General features: G+C 70.4%; 25 protein-coding genes, 1 tRNA gene and 1 riboswitch. Of the genes, 15 read left to right on the top strand and 11 right to left on the bottom strand.

Going from position 1 to position 23,483, the window contains the following annotated elements:
- Window positions 1-144: 144 nt before the first annotated feature.
- Complete coding sequence (locus ABZ877_RS15410; protein WP_361070190.1) at window positions 145-1,428, bottom strand: PTS transporter subunit EIIC; 1,284 nt, start codon at window positions 1,426-1,428, stop codon at window positions 145-147.
- A 192-nt stretch (window positions 1,429-1,620) separates the two neighbouring features.
- On the opposite strand from ABZ877_RS15410, the gene ABZ877_RS15405 reads away from it, so the two are divergent.
- From ABZ877_RS15405 to rdgB, 4 genes are all read left to right on the top strand, one after another.
- A complete protein-coding gene (locus tag ABZ877_RS15405) occupies window positions 1,621-1,854 on the top strand; it encodes a PTS glucose/sucrose transporter subunit IIB (RefSeq protein ID WP_361070187.1) in 234 nt (77 codons plus the stop codon).
- Between the two features lie 123 nt (window positions 1,855-1,977).
- On the top strand, window positions 1,978-2,703 hold the full coding sequence (gene rph / locus ABZ877_RS15400) for a ribonuclease PH (RefSeq protein WP_361070185.1): 726 nt from the start codon (window positions 1,978-1,980) through the stop codon (window positions 2,701-2,703).
- Window positions 2,704-2,860: 157 nt separating this feature from the next.
- Window positions 2,861-3,253: a hypothetical protein gene (locus tag ABZ877_RS15395; protein ID WP_361070182.1), complete on the top strand. Its 393-nt coding sequence runs from the start codon at window positions 2,861-2,863 to the stop codon at window positions 3,251-3,253.
- Between the two features lie 31 nt (window positions 3,254-3,284).
- The gene (gene rdgB / locus ABZ877_RS15390) at window positions 3,285-3,890 is read left to right on the top strand and encodes an RdgB/HAM1 family non-canonical purine NTP pyrophosphatase (RefSeq protein ID WP_361070179.1); all 606 of its coding nucleotides are present in this window, start codon (window positions 3,285-3,287) and stop codon (window positions 3,888-3,890) included.
- A 51-nt stretch (window positions 3,891-3,941) separates the two neighbouring features.
- Here rdgB and ABZ877_RS15385 read toward each other — a convergent pair.
- From ABZ877_RS15385 to bcp, 5 genes are all read right to left on the bottom strand, one after another.
- Window positions 3,942-4,025, bottom strand: a tRNA-Leu gene (locus ABZ877_RS15385).
- Between the two features lie 12 nt (window positions 4,026-4,037).
- On the bottom strand, window positions 4,038-4,877 hold the full coding sequence (locus tag ABZ877_RS15380; protein WP_361070177.1) for an HNH endonuclease: 840 nt from the start codon (window positions 4,875-4,877) through the stop codon (window positions 4,038-4,040).
- Window positions 4,874-5,437 carry an HNH endonuclease gene (locus ABZ877_RS15375; protein ID WP_361070174.1) on the bottom strand — a complete coding sequence of 188 codons (564 nt, stop codon included), beginning with the start codon at window positions 5,435-5,437 and terminating at the stop codon, window positions 4,874-4,876. Before ABZ877_RS15375 ends, ABZ877_RS15380 begins: the two co-directional genes overlap by 4 nt.
- 112 nt (window positions 5,438-5,549) lie before the next feature.
- Window positions 5,550-7,055 (bottom strand): glycine betaine/L-proline transporter ProP, encoded by a 1,506-nt coding sequence (gene proP, locus ABZ877_RS15370; protein WP_361070172.1) that lies wholly within the window; start codon window positions 7,053-7,055, stop codon window positions 5,550-5,552.
- 159 nt (window positions 7,056-7,214) lie between these two features.
- Window positions 7,215-7,682, bottom strand: a complete 468-nt coding sequence (gene bcp / locus ABZ877_RS15365) for a thioredoxin-dependent thiol peroxidase (RefSeq protein WP_361070169.1) — start codon at window positions 7,680-7,682, stop codon at window positions 7,215-7,217.
- A gap of 118 nt (window positions 7,683-7,800) precedes the next feature.
- Here bcp and ABZ877_RS15360 point away from each other — a divergent pair, with 118 nt between their 5' ends.
- From ABZ877_RS15360 to sugE, 3 genes are all read left to right on the top strand, one after another.
- The gene (locus ABZ877_RS15360) at window positions 7,801-8,175 is read left to right on the top strand and encodes a DUF3618 domain-containing protein (RefSeq protein WP_361070166.1); all 375 of its coding nucleotides are present in this window, start codon (window positions 7,801-7,803) and stop codon (window positions 8,173-8,175) included.
- A 101-nt stretch (window positions 8,176-8,276) separates the two neighbouring features.
- On the top strand, window positions 8,277-8,579 hold the full coding sequence (locus ABZ877_RS15355) for a co-chaperone GroES (RefSeq protein WP_199293027.1): 303 nt from the start codon (window positions 8,277-8,279) through the stop codon (window positions 8,577-8,579).
- Window positions 8,580-8,640: 61 nt separating this feature from the next.
- Window positions 8,641-8,710, top strand: a riboswitch (guanidine-III (ykkC-III) riboswitch).
- 32 nt (window positions 8,711-8,742) lie between these two features.
- A complete protein-coding gene (gene sugE, locus ABZ877_RS15350; protein WP_361070163.1) occupies window positions 8,743-9,063 on the top strand; it encodes a quaternary ammonium compound efflux SMR transporter SugE in 321 nt (106 codons plus the stop codon).
- Here sugE and ABZ877_RS15345 read toward each other — a convergent pair.
- Complete coding sequence (locus tag ABZ877_RS15345; protein ID WP_361070160.1) at window positions 9,020-11,410, bottom strand: transglycosylase domain-containing protein; 2,391 nt, start codon at window positions 11,408-11,410, stop codon at window positions 9,020-9,022. The two genes, sugE and ABZ877_RS15345, sit on opposite strands and share 44 nt — an antisense overlap.
- A gap of 144 nt (window positions 11,411-11,554) precedes the next feature.
- Here ABZ877_RS15345 and ABZ877_RS15340 point away from each other — a divergent pair, with 144 nt between their 5' ends.
- The 4 genes from ABZ877_RS15340 (at window position 11,555) to ABZ877_RS15325 (ending at window position 15,068) form a co-directional block, all read left to right on the top strand.
- Window positions 11,555-12,367 carry an ABC-2 family transporter protein gene (locus ABZ877_RS15340; RefSeq protein WP_361070157.1) on the top strand — a complete coding sequence of 271 codons (813 nt, stop codon included), beginning with the start codon at window positions 11,555-11,557 and terminating at the stop codon, window positions 12,365-12,367.
- A gap of 64 nt (window positions 12,368-12,431) precedes the next feature.
- The gene (locus ABZ877_RS15335; protein ID WP_361070500.1) at window positions 12,432-13,196 is read left to right on the top strand and encodes an ABC transporter permease; all 765 of its coding nucleotides are present in this window, start codon (window positions 12,432-12,434) and stop codon (window positions 13,194-13,196) included.
- A gap of 17 nt (window positions 13,197-13,213) precedes the next feature.
- Window positions 13,214-14,209, top strand: a complete 996-nt coding sequence (locus tag ABZ877_RS15330) for an ATP-binding cassette domain-containing protein (RefSeq protein WP_361070154.1) — start codon at window positions 13,214-13,216, stop codon at window positions 14,207-14,209.
- Between the two features lie 10 nt (window positions 14,210-14,219).
- Entirely contained in the window at window positions 14,220-15,068 is an 849-nt protein-coding gene (locus tag ABZ877_RS15325) for a DUF1707 domain-containing protein (RefSeq protein ID WP_361070151.1), read from the top strand.
- Between the two features lie 36 nt (window positions 15,069-15,104).
- Here the strand turns inward: ABZ877_RS15325 and ABZ877_RS15320 are convergent, their stop codons facing one another.
- Window positions 15,105-16,427, bottom strand: a complete 1,323-nt coding sequence (locus tag ABZ877_RS15320) for an SGNH/GDSL hydrolase family protein (RefSeq protein ID WP_361070149.1) — start codon at window positions 16,425-16,427, stop codon at window positions 15,105-15,107.
- Between the two features lie 412 nt (window positions 16,428-16,839).
- On the opposite strand from ABZ877_RS15320, the gene ABZ877_RS15315 reads away from it, so the two are divergent.
- The 3 genes from ABZ877_RS15315 to ABZ877_RS15305 all read left to right on the top strand — a co-directional run bounded on the left by ABZ877_RS15315 (window position 16,840) and on the right by ABZ877_RS15305 (window position 20,195).
- Window positions 16,840-18,051, top strand: coding sequence for a DUF445 domain-containing protein (locus ABZ877_RS15315; protein ID WP_361070498.1), 1,212 nt, complete (start codon window positions 16,840-16,842; stop codon window positions 18,049-18,051).
- Window positions 18,052-18,193: 142 nt separating this feature from the next.
- Window positions 18,194-19,666 carry an MFS transporter gene (locus tag ABZ877_RS15310; protein WP_361070146.1) on the top strand — a complete coding sequence of 491 codons (1,473 nt, stop codon included), beginning with the start codon at window positions 18,194-18,196 and terminating at the stop codon, window positions 19,664-19,666.
- Between the two features lie 118 nt (window positions 19,667-19,784).
- Entirely contained in the window at window positions 19,785-20,195 is a 411-nt protein-coding gene (locus ABZ877_RS15305; protein WP_361070495.1) for a VOC family protein, read from the top strand.
- Window positions 20,196-20,237: 42 nt separating this feature from the next.
- On the opposite strand, the gene ABZ877_RS15300 is transcribed toward ABZ877_RS15305, so the two are convergent.
- On the bottom strand, window positions 20,238-20,546 hold the full coding sequence (locus ABZ877_RS15300; RefSeq protein WP_361070143.1) for a hypothetical protein: 309 nt from the start codon (window positions 20,544-20,546) through the stop codon (window positions 20,238-20,240).
- Window positions 20,547-20,746: 200 nt separating this feature from the next.
- Here ABZ877_RS15300 and ABZ877_RS15295 point away from each other — a divergent pair, with 200 nt between their 5' ends.
- A complete protein-coding gene (locus ABZ877_RS15295) occupies window positions 20,747-21,724 on the top strand; it encodes an SDR family NAD(P)-dependent oxidoreductase (protein ID WP_361070141.1) in 978 nt (325 codons plus the stop codon).
- Here the strand turns inward: ABZ877_RS15295 and ABZ877_RS15290 are convergent.
- Entirely contained in the window at window positions 21,700-22,173 is a 474-nt protein-coding gene (locus ABZ877_RS15290) for a carboxymuconolactone decarboxylase family protein (RefSeq protein ID WP_361070138.1), read from the bottom strand. The two genes, ABZ877_RS15295 and ABZ877_RS15290, sit on opposite strands and share 25 nt — an antisense overlap.
- Before the next feature lie 91 nt (window positions 22,174-22,264).
- The gene (locus ABZ877_RS15285) at window positions 22,265-23,125 is read right to left on the bottom strand and encodes a hypothetical protein (protein WP_361070136.1); all 861 of its coding nucleotides are present in this window, start codon (window positions 23,123-23,125) and stop codon (window positions 22,265-22,267) included.
- Between the last annotated feature and the right edge of the window lie 358 nt (window positions 23,126-23,483).

Below are 23,483 nucleotides of genomic sequence, written 5' to 3'. Positions count from 1 at the left end.
GTAGACCTGTTGTAACACGGTGAAGGCGAGATAAGGAACCCGCGCTTTCTGTGGTGTGGAACATATGGGTCCGCTTCGGCTCAGACGTGTACGAGGGCATGGCAAAGGCCCCCGGACCGATGATCTGGGGGCCTTGCGAGGCGGCTACTTCGTCACGTCCTCGACCTCTTCCTCGGGCTCGCGCCCCGGCGTCTTCAGATCGAACTTCTTGATCGCGAACCGGAAGACCGCGTAGTACACGACGGCGAAGCACAAGCCGATCGGAATGATCATCCACGGCTTCGTCGCCAGGCCCCAGTTGATGACATAGTCGATGAGCCCGGCCGAGAAGCTGAACCCGTCCTTCACCCCGAGCCCCCACGTCACCGCCATCGAGACACCGGTGAGCACCGCGTGGATCGCGTAGAGCACCGGCGCGATGAAGACGAACGAGTACTCGATCGGCTCGGTGATGCCCGTGACGAACGAGGTCAGCGCCAGCGACAGCATCATGCCGCCCACCGCCTTGCGCCGCTCCGGCCGTGCGCAGTGGTACATCGCCAGGCACGCCGCGGGCAGCGCGAACATCATGATCGGGAAGAATCCGGTCTGGTAGATGCCCGCGGACGGATCACCGCTCAGGAACATGTTGATGTCGCCGTGCGCCACCGTGTGGTCCGGCTTCGTGTACGAGCCGAACTGGAACCACAGCGGCACGTTCAGGAACTGGTGCAGACCGATCACGAGCAGCGCCCGGTTCGCGACGCCGAAGATGCCGGAGCCGATCGCGCCCAGATCCTGCAGCCAGTTCGAGAAGCTCTCCAGGCCGTCACCGATCGGCGGCCACACCCACAGGCACAGCACCGCGAAGACGATGCCGACGAACGCCATGATGATCGGGACGAGCCTGCGCCCGTTGAAGAAGCCGAGCCAGGACACCAGCTTCGTACGGTGGTAGCGGACCCAGAAGAACGACGCCAGGAACCCCATGATGATCCCGCCGAACACCCCGGGATTCTGGTACGTGAACGCGGCGACCACCCCGTCCGCGCCCTGACAGCCCGTCTCCACCGCCTTCGCCCCGCTCGGACAGTCCTGCGGGAACTGGTGCAGCACCCCCCGGTACACCAGGAACCCCGCCACCGCCGCGAGCGCCGTCGACCCGTCCGCCTTCTTCGCCATGCCGATCGCGACACCGATGCAGAACAGCAGCGGCAGACCCAGATCGGCGTCGAGCAGCGCGCCGCCCGCACCCGCGAAGACCTTCGCCACGTCCGTCCAGCCGAGCCCGTCGTCGCCGAAGACGTCCGGCTGGCCGAGCCGGTTGACGATACCGGCGGCCGGCAGCACCGCGATCGGCAACTGGAGGCTGCGCCCCATCTTCTGCAACCCCTGGAAGAACCTCCCCCAGGGGCTCGGCCCGGACGCGGCGGCAGCGTTCGCACTCATGGGCGTCCTCCTGGAACGAACCACGCTTGGCGGGCGTGGGAAGCTGGTGTAGACCAGTCGCGGAACGGGTCCGTGGTCGTCGCTCGCCATCTTTCGGCACGGGTGGGACCAACGCCCGCGAAGATGGGCCAACCGTGGGTTACCGTGACAAAGCGGCCCACACGGCGGGCCAGGAACAACAGGGAGAACGAAATGGCCACCAAGGCTGAGAAGATCGTTGCCGGGCTCGGCGGCATCGACAACATCGAAGAGGTCGAGGGCTGCATCACCCGCCTGCGCACCGAGGTCAAGGACCCGGACCTCGTCGACGAGGCCGCCCTGAAGGCCGCCGGCGCCCACGGCGTCGTGAAGATGGGCACCGCCATCCAGGTCGTCATCGGCACCGACGCCGACCCGATCGCCGCCGACATCGAAGACATGATGTGACCCGACCCCTCCAGGACCACTGAGGGGCCCGCGCACGGGTCACCGCGAAGGCCGCCGCCCCGCCGCTGCGTGGGCAGGCGGCCTTCCGCACGTCCCCGCCCGGCGGGCCGATAGGCTCGGCCCATGTCTCGCATCGACGGCCGCACGCCCGAACAGCTCCGCCCGATCACCATCGAACGCGGCTGGAGCAAGCACGCCGAGGGCTCCGTCCTCGTCTCCTTCGGCGACACCAAGGTGCTCTGCACCGCCTCCTTCACCGAGGGCGTCCCCCGCTGGCGCAAGGGCAGCGGCGAAGGCTGGGTCACCGCCGAGTACGCGATGCTGCCCCGCGCCACCAACACCCGCGGCGACCGCGAATCCGTCCGCGGCAAGATCGGCGGGCGCACCCACGAGATCAGCCGTCTCATCGGCCGCTCCCTGCGCGCCGTCATCGACTACAAGGCGCTCGGCGAGAACACCGTCGTCCTCGACTGCGACGTCCTCCAGGCCGACGGCGGCACCCGCACCGCCGCCATCACCGGCGCCTACGTCGCCCTCGCCGACGCCGTCTCCTGGGCCCAGTCCAAGAAGCTGATCAAGGCCGGGCGCAAGCCGCTCACCGGCACCGTGGCCGCCGTCTCCGTCGGCATCGTCGGCGGCGTCCCGCTCCTCGACCTCCGCTACGAGGAAGACGTGCGGGCCGACACCGACATGAACGTCGTCTGCACCGGCGACGGCCGCTTCGTCGAGGTCCAGGGCACCGCCGAGGCCGAACCGTTCGACCGCGCCGAACTCAACTCCCTCCTCGACCTGGCCGCCGCGGGCTGCGACGAACTGGCGGCGGCGCAGCGCAAGGCGCTGGAGCAGTGACGCACCGCTGAGACGGCCGCTCAGGTGAAGACCCACAGGTAAAGAACGCCCCAAACGGGGTGGCAACCAGCCCGCCACCGCCTGCGTCACTACGGATGGATGGACGGCACACGCCGACCGCCGTCCATCCGTCCGTACACCAGGGGAGGACCGTTCCATGGCCGCGCGCCGCCACCGCCGAATCGCCGTAACCGTCGCCGCCGCGGCGCTGATCGCGGTCCCGGCCGCCGTCGGCTGCTCCGCCGTCGACAAGGCCCTGGACTGCGTCCAGACCGCCGACGCCATCGCCGACAGCGTCACCGACCTCCAGCAGGCCGTCGAGAACGCGGCCAACGACCCCGGCCAGGCGGACGAGGCCCTCGCCTCCATCGACAAGAACCTCGACAGAATCGGCGACAAGACCGACAACGCCGACGTCTCCAAGGCCGTCGACCACCTCAACAAGGCCGTGAACAACGTCCGTACGGCCATCGACAACGGCGACGCCACCCCCGACGTCACCCCGGTCACCGACGCGGCGGGCGAACTGACGAAGGTCTGCACGCCGTAGCCCGCCGGCGGCGACGGCGATACTGGACGGCATGACCCGCCTCATCCTCGCCACCCGCAACAACGGCAAGATCGTCGAACTCCGCTCCATCCTCGCCGACGCCGGCCTCTCCCACGACCTCGTCGGCGCGGACGCCTACCCCGACATCCCCGACGTCCGCGAGACCGGTGTCACCTTCGCCGAGAACGCCCTCCTCAAGGCGCACGCCCTCGCCAAGGCCACCGGCCTGCCCGCCGTCGCCGACGACTCCGGCCTCTGCGTCGACGTCCTCGGCGGCGCCCCCGGCATCTTCTCCGCCCGCTGGGCCGGCCGCCACGGCGACGACCAGGCCAACCTCGACCTCCTCCTCGCCCAGCTCGGCGACATCGACGACGACCACCACCGCACGGCCCACTTCGCCTGCGCGGCCGCCCTCGCCCTCCCCGACGGCACCGAACGCGTGGTCGAGGGCCAACTCCGCGGCACCCTCCGCCACGCCCCCTCCGGCACGAACGGCTTCGGCTACGACCCGATCCTCCAGGTAGAGGGCGACACCCGAACCTGCGCGGAACTGACCCCATCGGAAAAGAACGCGATCTCCCACCGCGGCAAGGCGTTCAGGGCGCTGGTACCGGCGGTGCGTGAGCTGGTGGGCTGAGACAGCGAAACGGCCTGCGTCTCGAACCTTCGAAACGCAGGCCGTCAGGGGTGCGGCGGAAGGGATTCGAACCCTCAAGCCCGATCAAGGGCCACAGATCCTAAGTCTGCTGCGTCGCCGTTGCGCCACCGCCGCTCGGCGGACATGCTACCGGGCCCGGCTCCCGCCACGACACCAGGTTCGGGTGAACGCATGGCAGTTGGGGCACAGGTGCCGCAGGTTCTCCCGCCGGTCGTCGAGCGGATCACCGTTGATGTGGTCGATCTCCAGAACCAGCCGTCTCCTTCGCCACACCTCGCCCTGCCCGCACTCGGCGCACACACGCGGCACACCGAGGTCATCGAGCGCCCGGCGCAGGAGATGCGTACGCGTGCGGTGCGAACCCGGCGGCCTGCGGACCAGGATGTCCGCGGCGCCCCTCCGCTTGGGCGACGTGGTCCCCGCCCGATGCGCCTGTCCGGCGAAGTGCTCCGTCGAGAGCCCGTAGACGTCGATGCTCCGCTTGGCCTTTGCTCGCGCGCTGCTGTCGTACGGGGGCTCGCCCAGTTCGCGCAGCAGCCCGGCGAGGCTGCGCGAGGCGGCGACGGCCAGGGTGAACTCCTCCTCCGGGAAGAGAGTCGAGGCGGTGCTCCCACGGGCGGGACCGAAATGACGCGTGTCGATGCCGAACCTGACCAGCTTCTGCTTGATGAGCGCGTACGGACCGTCCTCCGGTGGGACGCCCATGTGGAGGAACATCTCCCGGATGCTCGAGGACCTGGCCGCGGCGTCCGCCAGTACCTCTGCGGAGTACGACCGTCTCGGACGTTCCGGCAGTGGCTCATCCGTGAAGTGGGAGGTGTCGATTCCGTAATGGGCGAGGCGTTTGCGGAGATAGCCGGCGGGACCGCCGCCCATGGGGGCGCCGACCCGGCGCATCAGGTCGACCAGGCTGCTCGACTCCGCGGCGGCCGAGGTCAGCATCTCGCGGGGGTACTTGCCGCTCATGCCGTCCTCCGCTTGCGACCCCGGTAGGTGTCCGTGACCGCGTGACAGTTGGGGCACAGCAGGCGCAGGTTCTCCACGCGGTTGTCCCACCATTCCCCGCTGAGGTGATCGACCTCCAAAGCGATGGGCCGCCCGCGCCACTCCGAGCGGCCGCAGGACGCGCACCGATCGGCGACACCGAGGCGGACCAGTTCCCGACGGATGCGGACTCCGTGGACACGTCCCTCGTCGGGGGAGCGGAGGATCAGAATGTTCGCCCGGTCCTCGCCCGGTTTCGTCTTCGACTTCGGCCGTTCCCGAGGTGTGAAGTGTGAGGTGTCGACGCCGAGCGCCGCGATCCGACGGCCGATGTGCGCCTGGTTGCCACCGACGTTGTGGATGCCCAGGCGCCGCACCACCTCCCGGATGCTGTGCGACTCCGCGACGGCCGCGCGCAGCGCATCGTCCGTGTGGCGCACCGACCCGTGCCGGAAGTGCGAGACGTCGATCCCGGCCTCGGTCATCTTCTGGTGCAGGTACCGCTTGCTGTGCCGGTTCGGCTCGCCCCCGCACCACCGCACCGCCTCGTCCCAGGAAGCCGTCTCCCGGGCCGCCTCCTCGGACCGTCACGCATGACATGCGGAACGGTCCGATCCGGAAGGGATGGGGGGAGGAGGGGAGAGGGGGGCGAGGTCAGAACCTCGGTGCCTGGGCCTGGGATTCGACCATTTTCGCTGCCTCTTCGTGGGTCTCCACCGAGGGTGGGGAGCCTTCCAGGGGCTTCTGGGCCGTCTCCTTCATGCAGGCGACCGCGATGACGCCGACGAGGGCCGCGGCCATCGCGTAGTACGCGGGCATCATGTCGGTGCCGGCCCAGGAGATGAGGGCCGTGATCACCAGCGGGGTCGTGCCGCCGAAGATCGAGGCGGAGAGGTTGTAGCCGACCGAGAGGGAGCCGTAGCGGACCTGGGTCGGGAAGAGCGCGGGGAGCGCCGCGGACATGGTGCCGAGCATGCAGACCAGGGAGAGGCCGAGGAGCAGCATGCCGACCGCGACGGCCCACAGGGCGCCGTTCTTGACGAGGAGGAACGCCGGGATCGAGGTGATGAGGAAGCCGAGCATGCCGGTCATGAGGAGCGGCTTGCGGCCGTAGCGGTCGGAGAGCTTGCCGACCTGGCTGATGACGCACATCAGGACGATCATCGTCGCGATGAGGATGAGGAGGCCGTGCGCCTCGGAGTAGCCCAACTCGTCCGACAGGTAGGTCGGCATGTAGGAGAGGAGCATGTAGTCGGTGATGTTGTACGCGCCGACGAGGCAGATGCAGAGGATGAGCGTCGGCCAGTAGTCGCGGAAGATCTTGGCGAGGTCGCCCTTGGCGGTGGTCTCCACCGTGGTCGCCGCCTCCGTCGCCTTGTGCGCGGAGTTGTCCTCCAGCTTCTGGAAGGCGGGGGTCTCGTCCAGCTTCAGTCGCAGGTAGAGGCCGACGAGGCCGATCGGGCCCGCGACGAGGAACGGGACGCGCCAGCCCCAGGACTCCATGCCGTCGCTGCCGAGGAGGGAGGTCAGGAGGGTGACCAGGCCCGCCGCGCCGACGTAGCCGGCGAGCGTGCCGAACTCCAGGAAGCTGCCGAAGTAGCCGCGCCGCTTGTCGGGCGCGTACTCGGCGATGAAGGTGGACGCGCCGCCGTACTCGCCGCCGGTGGAGAAGCCCTGGACGAGGCGGAAGAGGATGAGGAGGACCGGGGCCCAGAAGCCGATGGTGGCGTAGGACGGGATGAGGCCGATGGCGAAGGTGCCGATCGCCATCAGGATCATCGTCATGGCCAGGACCTTCTTGCGGCCGATCTTGTCACCCATCGGGCCGAACACCATGCCGCCGATCGGGCGGACGAGGAAGGAGACGGCGAAGGTCGCGAACGACGAGATGAGCTGGACCGTGTCGTTCCCGGAAGGGAAGAAGACGTGGCCGATGGTGACCGCGAGGTAGGAGTAGATGCCGAAGTCGAACCACTCCATGGCATTGCCGAGCGAGGCCGCCTTGACCGCCCGCTTCACCGCCGCGTCGTCGGTGACGGTGATGTCGGTGCGGCGCAGGGGCGGGTTCTTGCGCCGTCTGACGGCGCGGAACAGCGCCCTGTGACGCTTGACCGCCTCCGGGTCGGGCAGTGTCTGCCCTTCCTCGGCGTCGGTGGACATGGCGGTTGTTCCCTTCTGTGGACTTCACACATTTCCGAAGGGATCACTTGCTCGATGGTGACGATCGCAAACGGAAGTCCCCGGTGAGGGGACTTTCGTCACAGCGCGGGTGCGGGCCGGGTACCCCGGGCGGGCCGCCCGGAATCAGCCGGCCGCGTGTCAGATGCCCAGATCCTTGATGATCTTCGCCACGTGGCCGGTCGCCTTCACGTTGTAGAAGGCGTGCTCGACCTTGCCGTCCTCGTCCACGACGACCGTGGAGCGGATGACTCCGGTGACGACCTTCCCGTACAGCTTCTTCTCGCCGAAGGCCCCGTACGCCTCCAGGACCCTCTTCTCCGGGTCGCCGACCAGCGTGACCTTGAGGTTCTCCTTCTCGCGGAACTTGGCGAGCTTCTCCGGCTTGTCGGGGGAGACGCCGATGACGTCGTAGCCCGCCTCGGCGAGGAGGTCGAGGTTGTCGGTGAAGTCGCAGGCCTGCTTGGTGCAGCCGGGGGTGAGCGCGGCCGGGTAGAAGTAGACGATCGTCTTGCGGCCCTTGTGGTCGGCGAGGGAGACCTCGTTGCCGTCGGCGTCGGGCAGGGTGAAGGCGGGCGCGGTGTCGCCCGGCTGCAGTCGCTCGCTCATGTCGCTCGTGATCTCCTCACGGATGGGGTTTCGCACGAGGGTAATAGGGGTGCCGTGGGGTGGTGTCGGCGCTTAGCTGACAGACTGTCCCTCAGCCGTAACTCAGGACAGCAAACGGATGCACAGCGACCACGGAGGCAGCGCGGTGTCGGACACGTCAAGGACGTCGGATACGCCGGACACGCGGACGTCGGCGCAGATCGAGGCGGACATCAAGCGCCGCCGCGAGACCCTGGCCGAGACGCTCGACGAGATCGGGGTGCGGGTGCACCCGAAGACGATCGTCGGCGACGCGAAGGCCAAGCTGGCGTCGAACGTCGATCACACCCTCGGACGGGCGTACGTCGGCGCGAACCGGCTCGTCTCCGACCTGAAGAGCCAGTTCGTGGCCGAGGACGGCGCGCCGCGTCTGGGCCGGATCGTGCCGGCCGCGCTCGTCGTGGTGGGGGTCGTCGGCCTCCTCACGGTGAACTCCAAGCGCCGCAAGGACTGACCCGGAGGCGTACGCGGAGCCGTGAGGCAGGTAGGTTCATCGCCGTGAGCCCCCAGAAGGATTTGCCCAAGCCCCATCACGACGACAAGCTGCCGATCCGCATGCTGCACGACCGCGTGCTCGTCCGCCAGGACACCTCGGAGGGCGAGCGGCGCAGCGGCGGCGGCATCCTGATCCCCGCGACGGCGGCGGTCGGCCGGCGCCTCGCCTGGGCGGAGGTGGTCGCCGTCGGTCAGAACGTGCGGACGGTGGAGCCCGGTGACCGGGTCCTGTTCGATCCGGAGGACCGGGCGGAGGTCGAGGTGCGCGGGACCGCGTACGTGCTGATGCGCGAGCGTGACCTGCACGCGGTGGCTGCCGACCGTTTCGAGGGCTCGGAGGACTCGACGGGGCTGTATCTGTAGCCGCATCTGTAGCCGCGCGGGTTGTCCCGAGCCGCCTTTTTGTGTGCTTTGTCCGTTCCTGCCTGTGCTTTGCTATCGTGGAACGGACCCGACGAGACGCGCCGTACCGGGCTACGCAAAGACGACGCACCCCTGTTGAGAACCACTGACGGAGGTGCCAGTCATGGCCTGGATCCTGATCGTGATCGCCGGACTCCTCGAGGTCGCCTGGTCGATCGGTATGAAGTACACGGACGGCTTCACACGGCTGTGGCCGAGTCTGTTCACCGGCGCCGGGATCGTCGCCAGCATGTTGCTGCTGTCCTACGCGGCGAGGACCCTGCCCATCGGTACCGCGTACGGCGTCTGGGTCGGCATCGGCGCCGCGGGTGCGGCTGTCGTCGGGATGCTGGTGCTCGGTGAACCGGCGACGGCCGCCCGCGTCTTCTTCATCGCGCTGCTCATTGTGGCCATCGTCGGCCTGAAGGCGACGTCAGGTCACTGAACGGTCCCGCGCTGCCGTCGGGGGCGCCGCCCTCGCCGGTGACGCCGCCGAGGTCGGCGCCGTCGGCGTCGGGCCCGCCGTCGAAGGTGTCGCCGCCGCCGTCCGTCGCCCCGCCGTCGGGGCTTCCGCCGTCCGTGGTGTCCTCCGTCCGGTCCTGTGTGGGGCTGCCGGTCTTGCCCTGTGTCGCGCCTTGGTCCCGGCCCTCGTCCGCGCTGTCCGTGCTGCTGGGGCTCGAGGTGCCGGTGTCGGTCTCGTCGGGGGAGGAGGCGGGCGCGGAGTCGGTGGCCGAGGGCGCGGTCTCGGACGGGGACGTGGTCTGGTCCGGGTCCTCGTCCACGCCGGCCAGGTCGAAGTCGGCCGGTGCGCTGCCCGCCAGGGCCTTCTTGGTGAACTGGGCCCAGATCTCAGCGGGGTAGCCGCCGCCGTTGACGCGGGGCTGGCCCCCGACCCCGTAGAGCGAGGTGTGCGCGCCGGTCCTGGGGTCCTGGCCCATGACGGAGACGACGGTCGCCAGGTCCGGGGTGTATCCGGCGAACCAGGCGGCCTGGTCCTCCTCCGCGGTGCCGGTCTTTCCGGCGGCGGGCCGTCCGGCGGCGCGCGCGGCGGTGCCGGTGCCGCCCTCGACGACGGAGCGCAGGACGGAGGTGGTGGTGTCGGCGGCCTCCCGGTCGACGGCCTGCCGGGTGGCCGGCTTCGGCAGTTCGACGGCGGTGCCGTTCTTGGTGATGGAGTGGAGCAGCGTGTACGTGGTCGCCCTGCCGTGGTTGGCGAGCGTGGCGTACGCCTTGGTCATGTCGAGGACGCTGGCGGTCGCCGTGCCGAGCGCGATGGAGGGGTACGGGTTCAGGTCGGGCGTGTCGCGGGGCAGGCCGAGCGAGATCGCCGTCCGCTTGACGGCCGCTGGGCCGACGTCGACGGCCATCTGCGCGTACACCGCGTTCACGGACTTGTCGGTGGCGGTGCCGACGGTGATCTGGCCGTAGCTGCGGCCGTCCTCGTTCTCGGGCGCGTACGGGCCGCCCTTCCAGCCCTGCACGGGCCGCTTGTTCGTGCCGTCGTACTCGGTGTCCGGGGTGATGGCGCGGCCGTCCTGGGTGGTCGCGCCGTTCTGCGTGGCGGAGGTGAACACGAACGGCTTGAAGGCGGATCCGACCTGGTAGTCGCGGCGTGTCGCGTTGTTGACGTACTGCTTCGTGTAGTCGATGCCGCCGTAGAGTGCGACGACCTTGCCGGTGGCGGGGTCGATGGCGGCGCCGCCCGCGCGCACGTTCCGGTCGGCCTTGCGGGACTTCTTGTCGAGCTTCGACATCAGCCGGTCGTCGACGGCGGCCACGAACGCGTCCTGCTTCTTGCGCTCCAGGGTCGTCGTGATGCGGTAGCCGCCGAGCGCGAGCGTGTCCTCGTCGAGGATGCGTTGGCTGGTGATGGCGTCCTTCACGGCCTGGACGACGTAACCCCGTTGCCCGGACAGGCCCGCCGCCCCCTTCTCCTCGTCCGGTGTCGGGAACTCCATCGCGGCGCGCTCGGTGGTCGTCAGCCACCGCTCCTTCACCATGCCGTCCAGGACGTAGTTCCAGCGGGCGACGGCGCGCGCCTTGTTCTCGGGGTGCGCGACCACGTCGTACGAGCTGGGGGCGTTCAGCAGGGCGGCGAGGTAGGCGCTCTGGGCGGCCGTCAGCTTCTCCACGTCGACGCCGTAGTACGCCTGGGCCGCGGCCTGGATCCCGTACGCGTTGCGGCCGAAGTAGCTCGTGTTGAGGTAGCCCTCCAGGATGTCGTCCTTGGACTGCTCCCGGTCGAGCTTGATGGCGATGAAGAACTCCTTCACCTTGCGGGTGACCGTCTGCTCCTGCGCCAGGTAGTAGTTCTTGACGTACTGCTGGGTGATGGTCGAGCCGGACTGCTTGCCCTTGCCGGTGGCCGTGTTCCAGGCCGCGCGCAGCATCGCCTGCGGGTCGACGGCGGACTCGCTGTAGAAGTCGCGGTCCTCGGCGGCGAGCACCGCGCGCTGGGTCCGCTTGGGGACCTGCGCGAGCTGGACGTTCTCCCGGTTGACCTCGCCGTCGCGGGCGATCTGGGTGCCGTCGGCGTACAGGTACACGTTCGACTGGGCGGTCGCGGCCGTGTTGGCGGGCGGGATGTGCACGAGGTGGTAGCCGAGCGCGAAGAGGCCGACGCACAGCAGGACGGCCACGATGAGTGTGCCGAGCAGCGTCCGCCAGGTCGGGACGAGGCGGCGCCAGCCGGTGCGCCTGGGCCGCCGCTTGCCTCTGACCTTCCCGCTCTCCGGGCTCTCCGGGTTCTCCTTCTCCGCTGTGTCCTCCGGCGGGGACGCGTCGCTGCTCATGCCCTGGGGAACTCCTGATTCGCGTCGTACGTCACGTTCGCCACGTATGACACATAAGCCTCCTACATCCCACGGAAAATGCATGGCAGGCGGAGCCCGCGCTGGACTAAGCTCCTGCGCTTCGGCCGAATCCGAGGGGGCGAGGTGCACGCAGTACGGCTGTACGCCGCCGTCGCCGCCGGGGCGTTCCGGCGCTACGCCACCTATCGCGGGGCGACCTTCGCCGGGGTCTTCACCAACACCGTCTTCGGGCTGATCATCGCCTGCACCTACATCGCCCTGTGGGACGAGCGACCGCACCTCGGCGGCTACGACCAGGCGCAGGCGCTCACCTTCGTCTGGGTCGGGCAGGCCATGTTCTCCGTGATGATGCTCGGCGTGCCCTCCGGGTTCGAGGCCGAGCTGGCGGCGCGGATCCGCACCGGTGACATCGCCGTCGACCTCTACCGCCCGGCCGATCTGCAGTGCTGGTGGCTGGCGCAGGACCTCGGACGCGCCGCGTTCCAGTTGCTCGGGCGCGGTGTCGTCCCCATGGCGATCGGCGCCCTCGTCTTCGACCTGGCGCTGCCCGCCGACGCGGGGACCTGGCTCGCCTTCCTCGTCTCGGTCGTCCTCGGCATCCTCGTCAGCTTCGCCCTGCGCTACCTCGTGGCGATGTCCGCGTTCTGGCTCATGGACGTCAGCGGTGTCGCCCAGATGTACGGCATCACCGCCACGTTCTTCTGCGGGATGCTGCTCCCGCTCAACGTCTTCCCCGGCGCCATCGGCGACATCGCCCGCCTCCTGCCCTGGTCGGCGCTGCTCCAGGTGCCCGCCGACGTCCTGATGGGCACGCACGGCGGGCGCGGGGTGCTCGGCAGCTGGCTGTTCCAGGCGGTGTGGGCCGCCGCGCTGCTCGCCGTGGGACGCCTCCTCCAGGCGACGGCGACACGACGGGTGGTGGTGCAAGGTGGCTGACACGCGCATCGCGCAGAGCGGCCGGGTGCGGGACGGTGTGCGCGCCTTCCGTCTGATCGCCGCCATGTGGATCCGCTCCACGATGGCCTACCGCGCCTCCTTCCTCATGACGGCCTTCGGCAACTTCGCCCTGACCGGCCTGGAGTTCGTCGGCATCCTGCTGATGTTCTCGCAGGTGGACCGGCTCGGCGGCTACACCCTGCCCGAGATCGCCTTCCTGTACGGGACCGCGGGCGCCGCCTTCGGGCTCGCGGACCTGCTCGCCGGGTCCCTCGGCCGGCTCGGCGACCGGGTCCGCGACGGCACCCTCGACGCGTTCCTGGTCCGGCCCGCGCCCGTCCTCGCCCAGCTCGGCGCGGACCGGTTCGCGCTGCGCCGCCTCGGCCGGGTCACGCAGGGCGTCCTCGTGACGGTGTGGGCGCTGCTCGCCCTGGACGTGGCCTGGACCCCGCTGAAGGCGCTCCTCGTCCCCGTCCTCGTGGTCAGCGGCGCCGGGATCTTCTCCGCCGTGTTCATGGCGGGCGCGGCCTTCCAGATCGTGGCGCAGGACGCGGCGGAGGTGCAGAACGCGGCGACGTTCGGCGGCAACGCCATGCTGTCCTACCCACCGACCGTCTTCGGCGACAACCTGCTGCGCGGCGTCACCTTCGTCCTGCCGCTGGCCTTCGTGAACTGGGTGCCCGCGCTCTACATCCTCGGCCGCCCCTACCCGCTCGACCTGCCGCGGTGGTGCGCGTTCGCGCCGCCGCTCGTCGCCGCCCTCTGCCTGGGGGCGGCCGGGTTCGCGTGGCGCGGGGCGCTGCGCGCGTACCGCAGTACCGGAAGCTGAAGTCGAAGGGTGGCAGGGTGACGGACGACGAGGCGTTCATCGAGGTGGACGGCGTGGAGAAGGTCTTCGACGTACGCCGCAAGGCGGGCTTCATGCGGCGCGAGCGGCGCACCGTGCGGGCCGTCGACTCGCTGAGCTTCACGGTGCCGCGCGGCGAGATGGTCGGCTACATCGGGCCGAACGGGGCCGGGAAGTCGACCACGATCAAGATGCTGACCGGCATCCTGACGCCGAGCGCGGGGCGGCTGCGGGTGGCCGGTATCGACCCGTCGCGCGAACGCCAGCGCCTCGCGCACCGCATAGGGGTCGTGTTCGGGCAGCGGACGACGCTGTGGTGGGACCTGCCGCTGATCGACTCCTACCGGCTGATGCGCCGCATGTACCGGATCCCGGACGCGCGGTACGAGGAGAACCTGGCCCGCTGCGTCGAACTGCTCGAACTGGCCGACCTGTTGGAGGTCCCCGTACGGCAGTTGTCGCTGGGTCAGCGGATGCGCGGCGACATCGCGGCGGCGCTGCTCCACGACCCCGAGGTGCTGTACCTGGACGAGCCGACCATCGGCCTCGACGTCGTCTCTAAGGTCAAAGTGCGCGCCTTCCTGCGGGACCTGAACGCCGAGAAGGGCACCACCGTCCTCCTGACCACCCATGACCTCACCGACATCGAGCAGTTGTGCCGCCGCGTCATGGTCATCGACCACGGGCGGCTCATGTACGACGGTGAGCTGGAGGGGCTGCACCAGGCGGCCGGCGGCGGCGCGGTCGAGCGGACCCTCATCGTCGACCTGGAGCGCGAACTGCCGCCCCTGGAGGTCGAGTTCGCGCGGGTCGTGAAGGTGGAGGGGGCCCGGCAGTGGCTGGCGTTCCCGGCGGACCGGTCGGCGGCGCCGCTCGTCGCCGCGATCGCCCAGCGCTGCCCGCTCGTCGACCTCTCGGTGCGGGAGCCCGACATCGAGGCCGTGATCGCACGGATGTACGCCAGGGACGCTTCCGTGACGGGCCCGCGCCCGTAGGCTGAGACGTATGACCGACGAATCGCTGCCCGAGCGTGCGAAGCCGCCCGCCGCGCCCGATCTGCGGGCCTCCGACGCCGACCGCGAGCAGGTCGCCGAGCGGCTGCGGGACGCGCTCGCCGAGGGGCGGCTCGACATGGAGGAGTTCGGGGAGCGGCTGGAGGCGACGTACAAGGCGCGTACGTACGGGGAGCTGGAGCCGATCACCCACGACCTGCCCGGGGCCGGGGTCGCCGCCCCGGTGAACCTGGTCAAGGAGCCGCTGCCCGAGGGCGCCGTGGACTGGCCCGCGCGGATCGGCGGCGAGGCGACCTCCACGTGGGGCGTCGGCATCCTCTCCGGGTTTCAGCGCAAGGGGCGCTGGACGGCGCCGCGCCGCTTCACCTGCTTCGCCTTCTGGGGCGGCGGCGAGATCGACCTGCGCGAGGCGAACTTCGAGGCGGGCGAGGTCGTCGTCAACTGCGTCGCGATCATGGGCGGGGTCAACGTGGTGGTGCCGCCCGGCGTCGAGGTCGTCGTCCGCGGCATCGGCATCATGGGCGGCTTCGACCACGGCCAGGAGGGCGTGCCCGGCGATCCCGGAGCGCCGCGCGTGGTGCTGACCGGGTTCGCGTTCTGGGGCGGCGTCGGCGTCGACCGCAAGCTCACGCGCGCGGAGCAGCAGCGCCGCAAGGAGGAGCGCCGCCGCGAGAAGCTGGAGCGCAAGGCGGAGCGCCGCGAGGAGCTGGAGTCCCGCCGCGACCGCCACTACGGCCCGCACGCCGACCGCATGGACCGCCACCGCCGCCGCGCCGAGGACCACCTGGACCGCCTGGAGGAGCGGCGGGAGCGGCGGGACCGTCACCGGGGCCGGGACTGACGGGGCCCGGCCTGCACCGGGCCCCGGCGCGGCGGGTTAGAGCTCGGCGCCCGTGGACCCCTTGAGGGCCGACAGGTCCAGCGCCTCCGCCATCCGGGCGTACCCGGCGTCGCTCGGGTGCAGATGGTCGCCCGAGTCGTAGCGGGGCAGGAGCTTGCGCGGGTTGTACGGGTCGCGCAGGGCCTTGTCGAAGTCGACGTGGGCGTCGAAGACCTCGCCGGAGCGGATCGCCGCGTTCACGCCCTGGCGGACGGCTTCGAGGTGGGGCTCGTAGCCGCGGTGGCCCTGGAACGGCATGAGGGTCGCGCCGATGACGCGCAGGCCCCGCGTGTGGGCCTGGCGGGTCAGCTCGCGCAGGCCGCCGAGGATCTCGTCGGGGTCGGTGACGTGCGGGTTGCGCAGGATGTCGTTGATGCCGAGGTCGATGACGACGGCGCGGGCCCCGGCGCGGCCGAGCACGTCACGGCCGAAGCGGGACAGGCCGCTCGGGTTGTTGGCGGGGCGGCCGAGCCCGTCGGACAGGACGCGGTTGCCGCTGATGCCCTGGTTCACGACGCCGTAGCGCGGGGCACCCGGTTCGGTGCGCAGCCGGTCGGCGAGGACGTCCGGCCACCGCACGTTCGCGCCCATCGTGGAGGTGATGCCGTCGGTGAGCGAGTCGCCGAGGACGACGACGGTGCCCTCGGCGTCATTGCTGAGCACGTCGAGCGCGGTCAGGTACCGCCAGTACGGGCTCTGCTCGGTGTACCGCGCGCCGCTCGGGTCCTCGGTGCGGTCGCCCTGGGCCACGTACGAGATCTGCCGGGCCTGCGGGTGGTAGGTGACGGGGCCGGACGGCGTCGGCGAGTAGGTGGTGACGAGCATGTCGGCGTCGCGCGGCACGGGCAGGCGGGCGGGGTCGCTGATGACCTGTCGGCCGGCCGGGATGACGACGGAGGTGCTTCCGGCGAACGTGAGCCGTCGCACCGTCCCGTCCAGCGCCGTCGGGCTGCCCGGCGCGGAGGCGACCGCGAGGGAGGCGTGGGTGATGCTGAGGGGCTGCTGCCCGTACAGGTTGGAGAGGGTGATGCGGGCGCCGGTGCCGCCGACGCTGGTGTGCACGATGTTGCGCAGGGAACGGCCGAAGTACCCGGCCTCTTCCGTGCCCGGCTCGGCCCCCGCCGGGGACGCGGACCAGGTGCCGACCCACGTGCCGGTCGAGGCGGGTGCGGCGGAGCCGTGCGGACGGGCGCCACCCGCCTGCACGGAGCTTTCGTCGCCGCGCGGGACGCCGGAGAAACCGACGTATATGGCGGACGAGATCACGATGACGACCGCGATGAGCGCGGCCAACAAGGCATAACCGTGACGCCTGGTCATGCGGTGTGTGTCTCCTCGAGCAGGGGGAGCCGCCGGGCTCCGGTGTGATGAACCCATGATGCGTCATGGGGCGGGCTGAGGCCGACACTGCCCCCCGCCGTTCCCTCAGACGCCGGGAACTCTCGCTTTGTTCCAGTAGTAGGTCGGAAAGGGACAATGTGTGAGGGGAATGACAGACGATGTGGAGTCGACGATGAGCGGGACGGGCGCGGGCGAGGACGCGGACGAGCAGGGCGGAGCCACTGTGGAGAAAACGGGTAAGTCGGGTCAAACGGTCACCGGGCAGTATGCCCGACCAGCCCCGGGCCAACCCGACCCGGCCCCGCCGTCCACCGCCCGGCCGCGCGCCCCCCGCCGCTTCACCGGCGAGTTCAGCGCCGCCGACGAGGAGAAGCAGCGCGGCGTGCGCCGCATGAAGCTGACGGCGACCGGCCTCCTCGCCCTGGTCGCGCTCGTCTACGTACTGGCGACGTGGGCGGAGCACTCCGGGGCGGGCGCCTGGGCCGGTTACGTCGCGGCCGCCGCCGAGGCCGGCATGGTCGGCGCCCTCGCCGACTGGTTCGCCGTCACCGCCCTCTTCCGCCACCCCCTCGGCCTGCCCATCCCGCACACCGCGATCATCCCCACCAAGAAGGACCAGCTCGGCGTCTCCCTCGGCGAGTTCGTCGGCGAGAACTTCCTCTCCGGCGACGTCGTCCGCGACCGGCTGCGCGCCGTCGGCATCGGCTCCCGGCTCGGCGCCTGGCTGGCGGAGCCCGCCCACGCCGACCGGGTGACGGCCGAACTGGCGACGGCGCTGCGCGGCGCCCTCACCGTCCTGCGCGACTCCGACGTCCAGGCCGTCGTCGGTGAGGCCATCACGCGCCGCGCCGACAACGCCGAGATCGCGCCCGGCATCGGCAAGATGCTGGAGAAGGTCGTCGCCGACGGCGGCCACAAGCGCGTCGTCGACCTCGTGTGCGCCCGCGCCCACGACTGGCTGGTCCTGCACTCCGACTCCGTCATGGACGCGGTGCAGGGCGGCGCCCCCGGCTGGACCCCCCGCTTCGTCGACAAGCGCGTCGGCGAACGCGTCTACAAGGAGCTGCTCCGCTTCGTCACCGAGATGCGGGACATGCCCGAGCACCCGGCGCGCGGCGCCGTCGACCGCTTCCTGAAGGACTTCGCGGGCGACCTCCAGTCCGACACCGACACCCGGACCCGGATCGAACGCCTGAAGTCCGAGGTCATCGCCCGCCCCGAGGTGCAGGACCTCATCGCCTCCACCTGGTCGGCGGTCCGCTCGATGATCGTGGCCGCCGCCGAGGACGAGCGCAGCGAACTGCGGCTGCGCGTGCGGGCCTCGCTGCTCTCCCTCGGACAGCGCATGGCGACCGACCCGAAGGTGCAGGCGAAGGTCGACGGCTGGGTGGAGGGTGCCGCCGTCTACGTCGTGACGACGTACCGCGCCGAGATCACCTCCCTGATCACCGACACCGTCGCCGGCTGGGACGCCGAGCACACCTCCCGCAAGATCGAGGCCCACATCGGCCGCGACCTCCAGTTCATCCGGATCAACGGCACGGTGGTGGGATCACTGGCGGGGCTTCTGATCTACACGGTCTCGCGAGCTTTTGGGGCGTAACCGGATCAAGCCCCGCTTTGCATCAGCCCCTCCGGCGTTTGAGGAGCGGGGTCCGGGGCGGAGCCCCGCGGCGGTGACCGTGATGCCGGGCGCCTGACGGGGCACATGTACGAGGTCAATCCCCTCAACGAGGAGGGCGTACATGTCCCTGAAGCACCAAGAACCCGGCCCACCGGCGACCGGCACCGGCACCGTCAGCACAGCCGTCCCCGCCCGCCTCGACCGCCTGCCCTGGTCCCGCTGGCACTGGACGATCGTCATCGGCCTCGGCACCGTCTGGATCCTGGACGGCCTCGAAGTCACCGTCGTCGGCAACATCGCGGGCCGCCTCTCCGAGTCCGGCAGCGGCCTGCCGATCTCGTCGGCGCAGGTCACCGGCGTCGCCGCCGCCCTCTACGTCGCGGGCGCCTGTTCCGGCGCCCTCTTCTTCGGCTGGCTCACCGACCGCTTCGGCCGCAAGAAGCTGTTCCTGCTCACCCTCGCGGTCTACCTCCTGGCGACGGCCCTCACCGCCCTCTCCTTCTCCACCTGGTGGTTCTTCGTCTTCCGCTTCCTCACGGGCTTCGGCATCGGCGGCGAGTACGCGGCCATCAACTCCGCGATCGACGAACTCATCCCCTCCCGCTTCCGCGGCCGCGTCGACCTGATGATCAACGGCAGCTTCTGGCTCGGCGCGATCGGCGGCTCCCTCCTGTCGATCGTCGCGCTCGACACGGACCTGTTCCCCGCGAACGTCGGCTGGCGCCTCACCTTCGGCCTCGGCGTCGTCCTCGGCCTGGTCATCCTCCTCGTCCGGCGCAACGTCCCCGAATCCCCCCGCTGGCTGTTCATCCACGGCAGGGGAGAGGAGGCCGAAGCGCTCGTCTCGGACGTCGAGGAGAAGGTGCGCGCACAACACGGCGGGGACGCGCTCCCGGAGCCCGAGGGCGAGATCACCATCCGCCAGCGCAAGAGCATCGGCTTCGGCGAGATCGCCCGTACGGTCTTCACCAAGTACCCGCGCCGCGCCACGCTCGGCCTCGCCCTCTTCATCGGACAGGCGTTCCTCTACAACGCGGTGACCTTCGGCTTCGGTGCCATCCTCACCACGTTCTTCGACGTGCCGACCGGTTCGACCGGCTACTACTTCGCGGTCATCGCCGCCGGTAACTTCATGGGCCCGCTGCTCCTCGGCAAGCTCTTCGACACGGTCGGCCGCCGCATCATGATCTCGTCGACGTATCTGCTCTCCGGCGTGCTGCTGTTCGGCACGGCCTGGCTGTTCGACCGCGGCTCGCTGAGCGCGACGACGCTCACCGCCTGCTGGTCGGTGGTCCTCTTCTTCGCCTCGGCGGGCGCCTCCAGCGCGTATCTGACGGTCTCCGAGATCTTCCCCATGGAGACCCGCGCCATGGCCATCGCCTTCTTCTACGCGGTCGGCACCGCGGCCGGCGGCATCAGCGGCCCGCTGATCTTCGCCGACCTCACCGAGAGCGGAAAGGTCGGCGACACCGTCCTCGCCTTCCAGATCGGCGCGTCCCTGATGTGCCTGGCGGGCCTGGTGGCGGTCTTCTTCGCCGTGCGGGCGGAGAACCGCTCCCTGGAGGACGTGGCGCGTCCGCTGTCGGCGGTGTGACGCGAGGCGGGGGCCGGGGCGCGTCCCCTGGCCCCGCCCACCATTTCCTGGGGGCGCTGGGTGTGTCGCCGGGGGCGTACCGGGCGACGTTACGGGGACGATGAACCGCATGACCGATATGAACGAGGCGCCGATGGAGCCGGTGGGCGAAGCCCCCATGAACGAGGCGCGCAGGGCCGTACCCAACGTGGCCGTGGACGGCGAGGAGTCCCTCGCGGCCAACCGCGCCTTCTACGGCGCGCTCGGCTTCGAGGAGGTCATGGACCTCGGCTGGGTCATGACGATGGCGTCCCCCGCCCAGCCGACGGCCCAGATCAACTTCGTCGAGCAGGGCGGCCCCGCGCTCGTCGTCCCCGACATGAGCGTCGAGGTCAGCGACGTCGACGCGGCGTACGCGGCGATGGTCGCGGCGGGCGCCGACATCGTCCGCGAACTCCAGGACGAGACGTGGGGCGTCCGCCGCTTCTTCGTACGGGACCCGCAGGGGAAGGTGGTGAACGTGGTGGCGCACACGCCTGTGGGCGGGTGAGCCGTACGCCCGCGGGTCCGGGCTGCTGAAGGGCGCCGCCGCTCAGGCGCCCCGCCGGTCCACGAGCACGTACGACGCGGCGGCCACGACCCCGGCCACCCCGAGGACGGCCGGCCAGGCCCCGACCTTCTTGGCCAGCGGGTGCGACCCGGCGAACGCGGCGACGTACGCCCCGGTCAGCGCCCCCGCGACCGGCCCGCCCGCGGCCCGCTTCCACCGCGTCGCGGCGGCGGCCCCGGCGGCGGCGAGCACGACGCCGCCCAGCGGCCGCTTCTTGGTGAAACGGGCGGTGGCATACCCACCGACGAGACCGGCGGCGGCGATGGGGGCGGTGGGAAGGGAGCGGGCCATGGATTCTCCTCGGTCGGTCTGTTGTTCGTGAGGCTACGCCGAGGCCCGGGCGGGGGAGATGTGGGGGTTCGGTGGGTTCCGCCCGCCCGGCGCGCGTTGGCTGTCGGCGTTCTATAGGCACCGCTGACCGAACTGTCGCCGATATGTCGGCGAACGCGCTGAGGATGAGGCATCACTGATCCGTTGGTCAAGGAGTTGCCGTGCCGAAGCCCACCCCCGCCGAGCCCCACTGGAACGTCAACGCCCTGCCCCCCGCGCCGAACCGTTCCTTCCTCATCACCGGCGGCAACGCGGGGATCGGCTACTTCGTGGCGGAGCAACTGGCCGCGACCGGCGCACTCGTCATCCTGGGCAGCAGAACCGCCCGCAAGGCGGAGGCGGCGACGACCGCGATACGGGCCCGCGTACCGCAGGCCAGGCTGCGCCACATACCCCTGGACCTGGCCGACCTGGCATCACTGGAATCGGCGCCCCGGCACCTGGCGGACCTCGGCCTGAACCACCTGGACGCGCTGATCGCGAACGCCGGCGTCGCCCTGGACGCCCCGCCCCGCCGCGAGACGAACGACGGCCACGAACTCATGCTCGCCACCAACCACCTGGGCCACTTCGCCCTCACCCACTGGCTGGCCCCGCTCCTGACGGCGGCCCCGGCCGCGCGCGTGGTGACGGTCGGCAGCTTCGCCGCCCGCTCGGAACGGCTCGACCTGAGCGACCTCCAGTCGACGCGCGACTACCGGCCGAAGCGCACGTACGGCCGCTCAAAATTGGCCCAGATGTCGTTCGCCTTCGAACTCGACCGCCGCCTGCGCGCGGCGTCCAGCCCCGTACGCAGCCTGGTCGCGCACCCGGGCGGCGCACTGGACGCCCTGACCCCGCCGCGCCCGCCCGTCCACACCGGCTCGACGGCCGCCCGCGTACGAGCCCTGCCGGCCGCGGCGATGGTGCAGGGCAAGGACCACGGGGCATGGCCGATCGTCCGCGCGGCCCTGGACCCGGCGGCGGAGGGCGGCCAGATGTGGGGCCCGCGCATGTTCGGCCTGCGCGGGGCACCGGTCCTCGAACAGCCCAGGCCGCACATGACGGACCCGGGCACGGCGGCCCGCCTCTGGGAGGCGAGCCTGACCCTCACCTGCCCGTACTTGATCGGGGCTCAGCCGAACATGCCGGGCTGGTAGTCCCCGGCGGGCTGCTGAACGATGACGTTGAGCCGGTTGTACGCGTTGATGAGCGCGATCAGCGAGACGAGCGCGGCGAGCTGGTCCTCGTCGTAGTACTTGGCGGCGTTCGCCCAGACCTCCTCGCTCACACCACCGGCCGCGTCGGCCAGCCGGGTCCCCTCCTCGGCAAGCTCCAGGGCGGCACGCTCGGCGTCGGTGAAGACGGTGGCCTCGCGCCAGGCGGCGACGAGGTTCAGGCGCTGCGCGGTCTCCCCGGCGTGAGCGGCGTCCTTGGTGTGCATGTCGGTGCAGAACCCGCACCCGTTGATCTGGCTGGCCCGGATCTTCACGAGCTCCTGCGTGGCGTGCGGCAGCCCGGAGTCGGTGAGGACCTTCCCGGCGGAGTTGATGTGCCGCATGAACTTACCCGCGACCGCGTTCCCGAAGAGGTTGAGACGAGCTTCCATGGTGATCTCTCCCTGAGCCGTTCCTTTGTGGTTACACCCCTCTGACGGAGCGGCTCGGGAAAGTGTGACGAGACTGCGTACGTGACCTGAGTCACGCGGGCTGGAGCCTCGCTGAAGGCCCGCCGACCCACTGCGGTCCGGCTGGATCACTGCACTCCTGAGATCGACACACCCCCGTCTCCTGCCCCCAAGGCAACGGATCACGGCACACCGGACACTCGAAGACCCGCCGCCAGGCCCGCTTCCGCGCGGGCCGCTTGCGCGTGAGCCGATCCCGGACGAGCCGCACGACTGAGTACACCTTTCCGGGCAGCCCGGCGGAGACGGCATCGATCACCTCGGCGGCGGACGCCCCCCGCTCCAGCCACACCCTGACCTCGGGCACGAGCTCCCGCACCCCGCGCTCGCTCAACGTAAGCCGCGAGTCAACGACGCCGAGCCGCCGCAGAATACGGGCGCTTTCATCGTCGTACGCCTCCACGCCGACGGCCGGGGCCTGCGGGACCTGCGCGGGAGGGAGGGGAGGGTTCTTCTCCCCGTGGTCATAGGGGTTGTTGTCCCCGCCAGGGGAAAACGCGCCCGAGTCCCCGGTTCCCACCCGCCCGGGAACCGGCTCACCGGCAACCGGCTGACGGGCAGCCGGCTTGGGGCTAGTGCCGGGCACCTCGTAGACATCGACACTCGACAAGATCCGCCGGGTAAGGGGCTCCCGCTCAGTCCGAGTCACCCAATACCCGAACTCCCGCAGCTCCTTGACGGCTTTGGACACAGCAAGCCGCCCTTGCGGAAACATGTCGCTGAGGGTCCGGACATTGACCTTCGCACCACTGGGCAGCGACAGGACATAGACGAGGATGCCGCGCGCAGTATGGGACAAACGTGGGTCGCGAAGGGCCTTGTTGTCGATGACGGTGAAGCCCCGCTCATGTCGAGGCATACGATGAATCTGCATCGGGAGTTCCTGCTCCTTGTGCCGGGCCCCCGGAGGTTGCAGCCTCGCGGGGGTCACCTGTGAGTAAAGCTCTGTATGCGGACAGTGACACACGCATACCGAACCAAGCAAACTCTGGCCAACGCCCCCAACGACACTTCACGTAACCAGAGTTGCGCGCGCCACCCCCACGAAGCCCGCACACGCCCCACCACAGGAAGCGGCGCCGCACACCGAAGGACGTTCCCAGCACAACTGACACGCGCCCCTTCCCCAACGAAACCTCAACCCACGAAAGCCAGCCCCCACCGGCCAGTCACCCAACACCGAAAGGGCGGCAGGGCACAGCAGCTCCCACCGCCCTCAGCCACGCATCCCA

It is taken from the genome of Streptomyces sp. NPDC046939 (assembly GCF_040644575.1).
In the GTDB taxonomy this organism is placed as follows: domain Bacteria; phylum Actinomycetota; class Actinomycetes; order Streptomycetales; family Streptomycetaceae; genus Streptomyces.
This window is presented reverse-complemented; position numbering and strand designations above follow the sequence as displayed.

Coding starts and splice junctions, on each gene's coding strand:
- ABZ877_RS15410 (WP_361070190.1), bottom strand. CDS start 1,428: ATGAGTGCGAACGCTGCCGCCGCGTCCGGGCCGAGCCCCTGGGGGAGG.
- ABZ877_RS15405 (WP_361070187.1), top strand. CDS start 1,621: ATGGCCACCAAGGCTGAGAAGATCGTTGCCGGGCTCGGCGGCATCGAC.
- rph (WP_361070185.1), top strand. CDS start 1,978: ATGTCTCGCATCGACGGCCGCACGCCCGAACAGCTCCGCCCGATCACC.
- ABZ877_RS15395 (WP_361070182.1), top strand. CDS start 2,861: ATGGCCGCGCGCCGCCACCGCCGAATCGCCGTAACCGTCGCCGCCGCG.
- rdgB (WP_361070179.1), top strand. CDS start 3,285: ATGACCCGCCTCATCCTCGCCACCCGCAACAACGGCAAGATCGTCGAA.
- ABZ877_RS15380 (WP_361070177.1), bottom strand. CDS start 4,877: ATGAGCGGCAAGTACCCCCGCGAGATGCTGACCTCGGCCGCCGCGGAG.
- proP (WP_361070172.1), bottom strand. CDS start 7,055: ATGTCCACCGACGCCGAGGAAGGGCAGACACTGCCCGACCCGGAGGCG.
- bcp (WP_361070169.1), bottom strand. CDS start 7,682: ATGAGCGAGCGACTGCAGCCGGGCGACACCGCGCCCGCCTTCACCCTG.
- ABZ877_RS15360 (WP_361070166.1), top strand. CDS start 7,801: ATGCACAGCGACCACGGAGGCAGCGCGGTGTCGGACACGTCAAGGACG.
- ABZ877_RS15355 (WP_199293027.1), top strand. CDS start 8,277: ATGCTGCACGACCGCGTGCTCGTCCGCCAGGACACCTCGGAGGGCGAG.
- sugE (WP_361070163.1), top strand. CDS start 8,743: ATGGCCTGGATCCTGATCGTGATCGCCGGACTCCTCGAGGTCGCCTGG.
- ABZ877_RS15345 (WP_361070160.1), bottom strand. CDS start 11,410: ATGAGCAGCGACGCGTCCCCGCCGGAGGACACAGCGGAGAAGGAGAAC.
- ABZ877_RS15335 (WP_361070500.1), top strand. CDS start 12,432: ATGTGGATCCGCTCCACGATGGCCTACCGCGCCTCCTTCCTCATGACG.
- ABZ877_RS15325 (WP_361070151.1), top strand. CDS start 14,220: ATGACCGACGAATCGCTGCCCGAGCGTGCGAAGCCGCCCGCCGCGCCC.
- ABZ877_RS15320 (WP_361070149.1), bottom strand. CDS start 16,427: ATGACCAGGCGTCACGGTTATGCCTTGTTGGCCGCGCTCATCGCGGTC.
- ABZ877_RS15315 (WP_361070498.1), top strand. CDS start 16,840: ATGAAGCTGACGGCGACCGGCCTCCTCGCCCTGGTCGCGCTCGTCTAC.
- ABZ877_RS15310 (WP_361070146.1), top strand. CDS start 18,194: ATGTCCCTGAAGCACCAAGAACCCGGCCCACCGGCGACCGGCACCGGC.
- ABZ877_RS15305 (WP_361070495.1), top strand. CDS start 19,785: ATGAACGAGGCGCCGATGGAGCCGGTGGGCGAAGCCCCCATGAACGAG.
- ABZ877_RS15300 (WP_361070143.1), bottom strand. CDS start 20,546: ATGGCCCGCTCCCTTCCCACCGCCCCCATCGCCGCCGCCGGTCTCGTC.
- ABZ877_RS15290 (WP_361070138.1), bottom strand. CDS start 22,173: ATGGAAGCTCGTCTCAACCTCTTCGGGAACGCGGTCGCGGGTAAGTTC.
- ABZ877_RS15285 (WP_361070136.1), bottom strand. CDS start 23,125: ATGCAGATTCATCGTATGCCTCGACATGAGCGGGGCTTCACCGTCATC.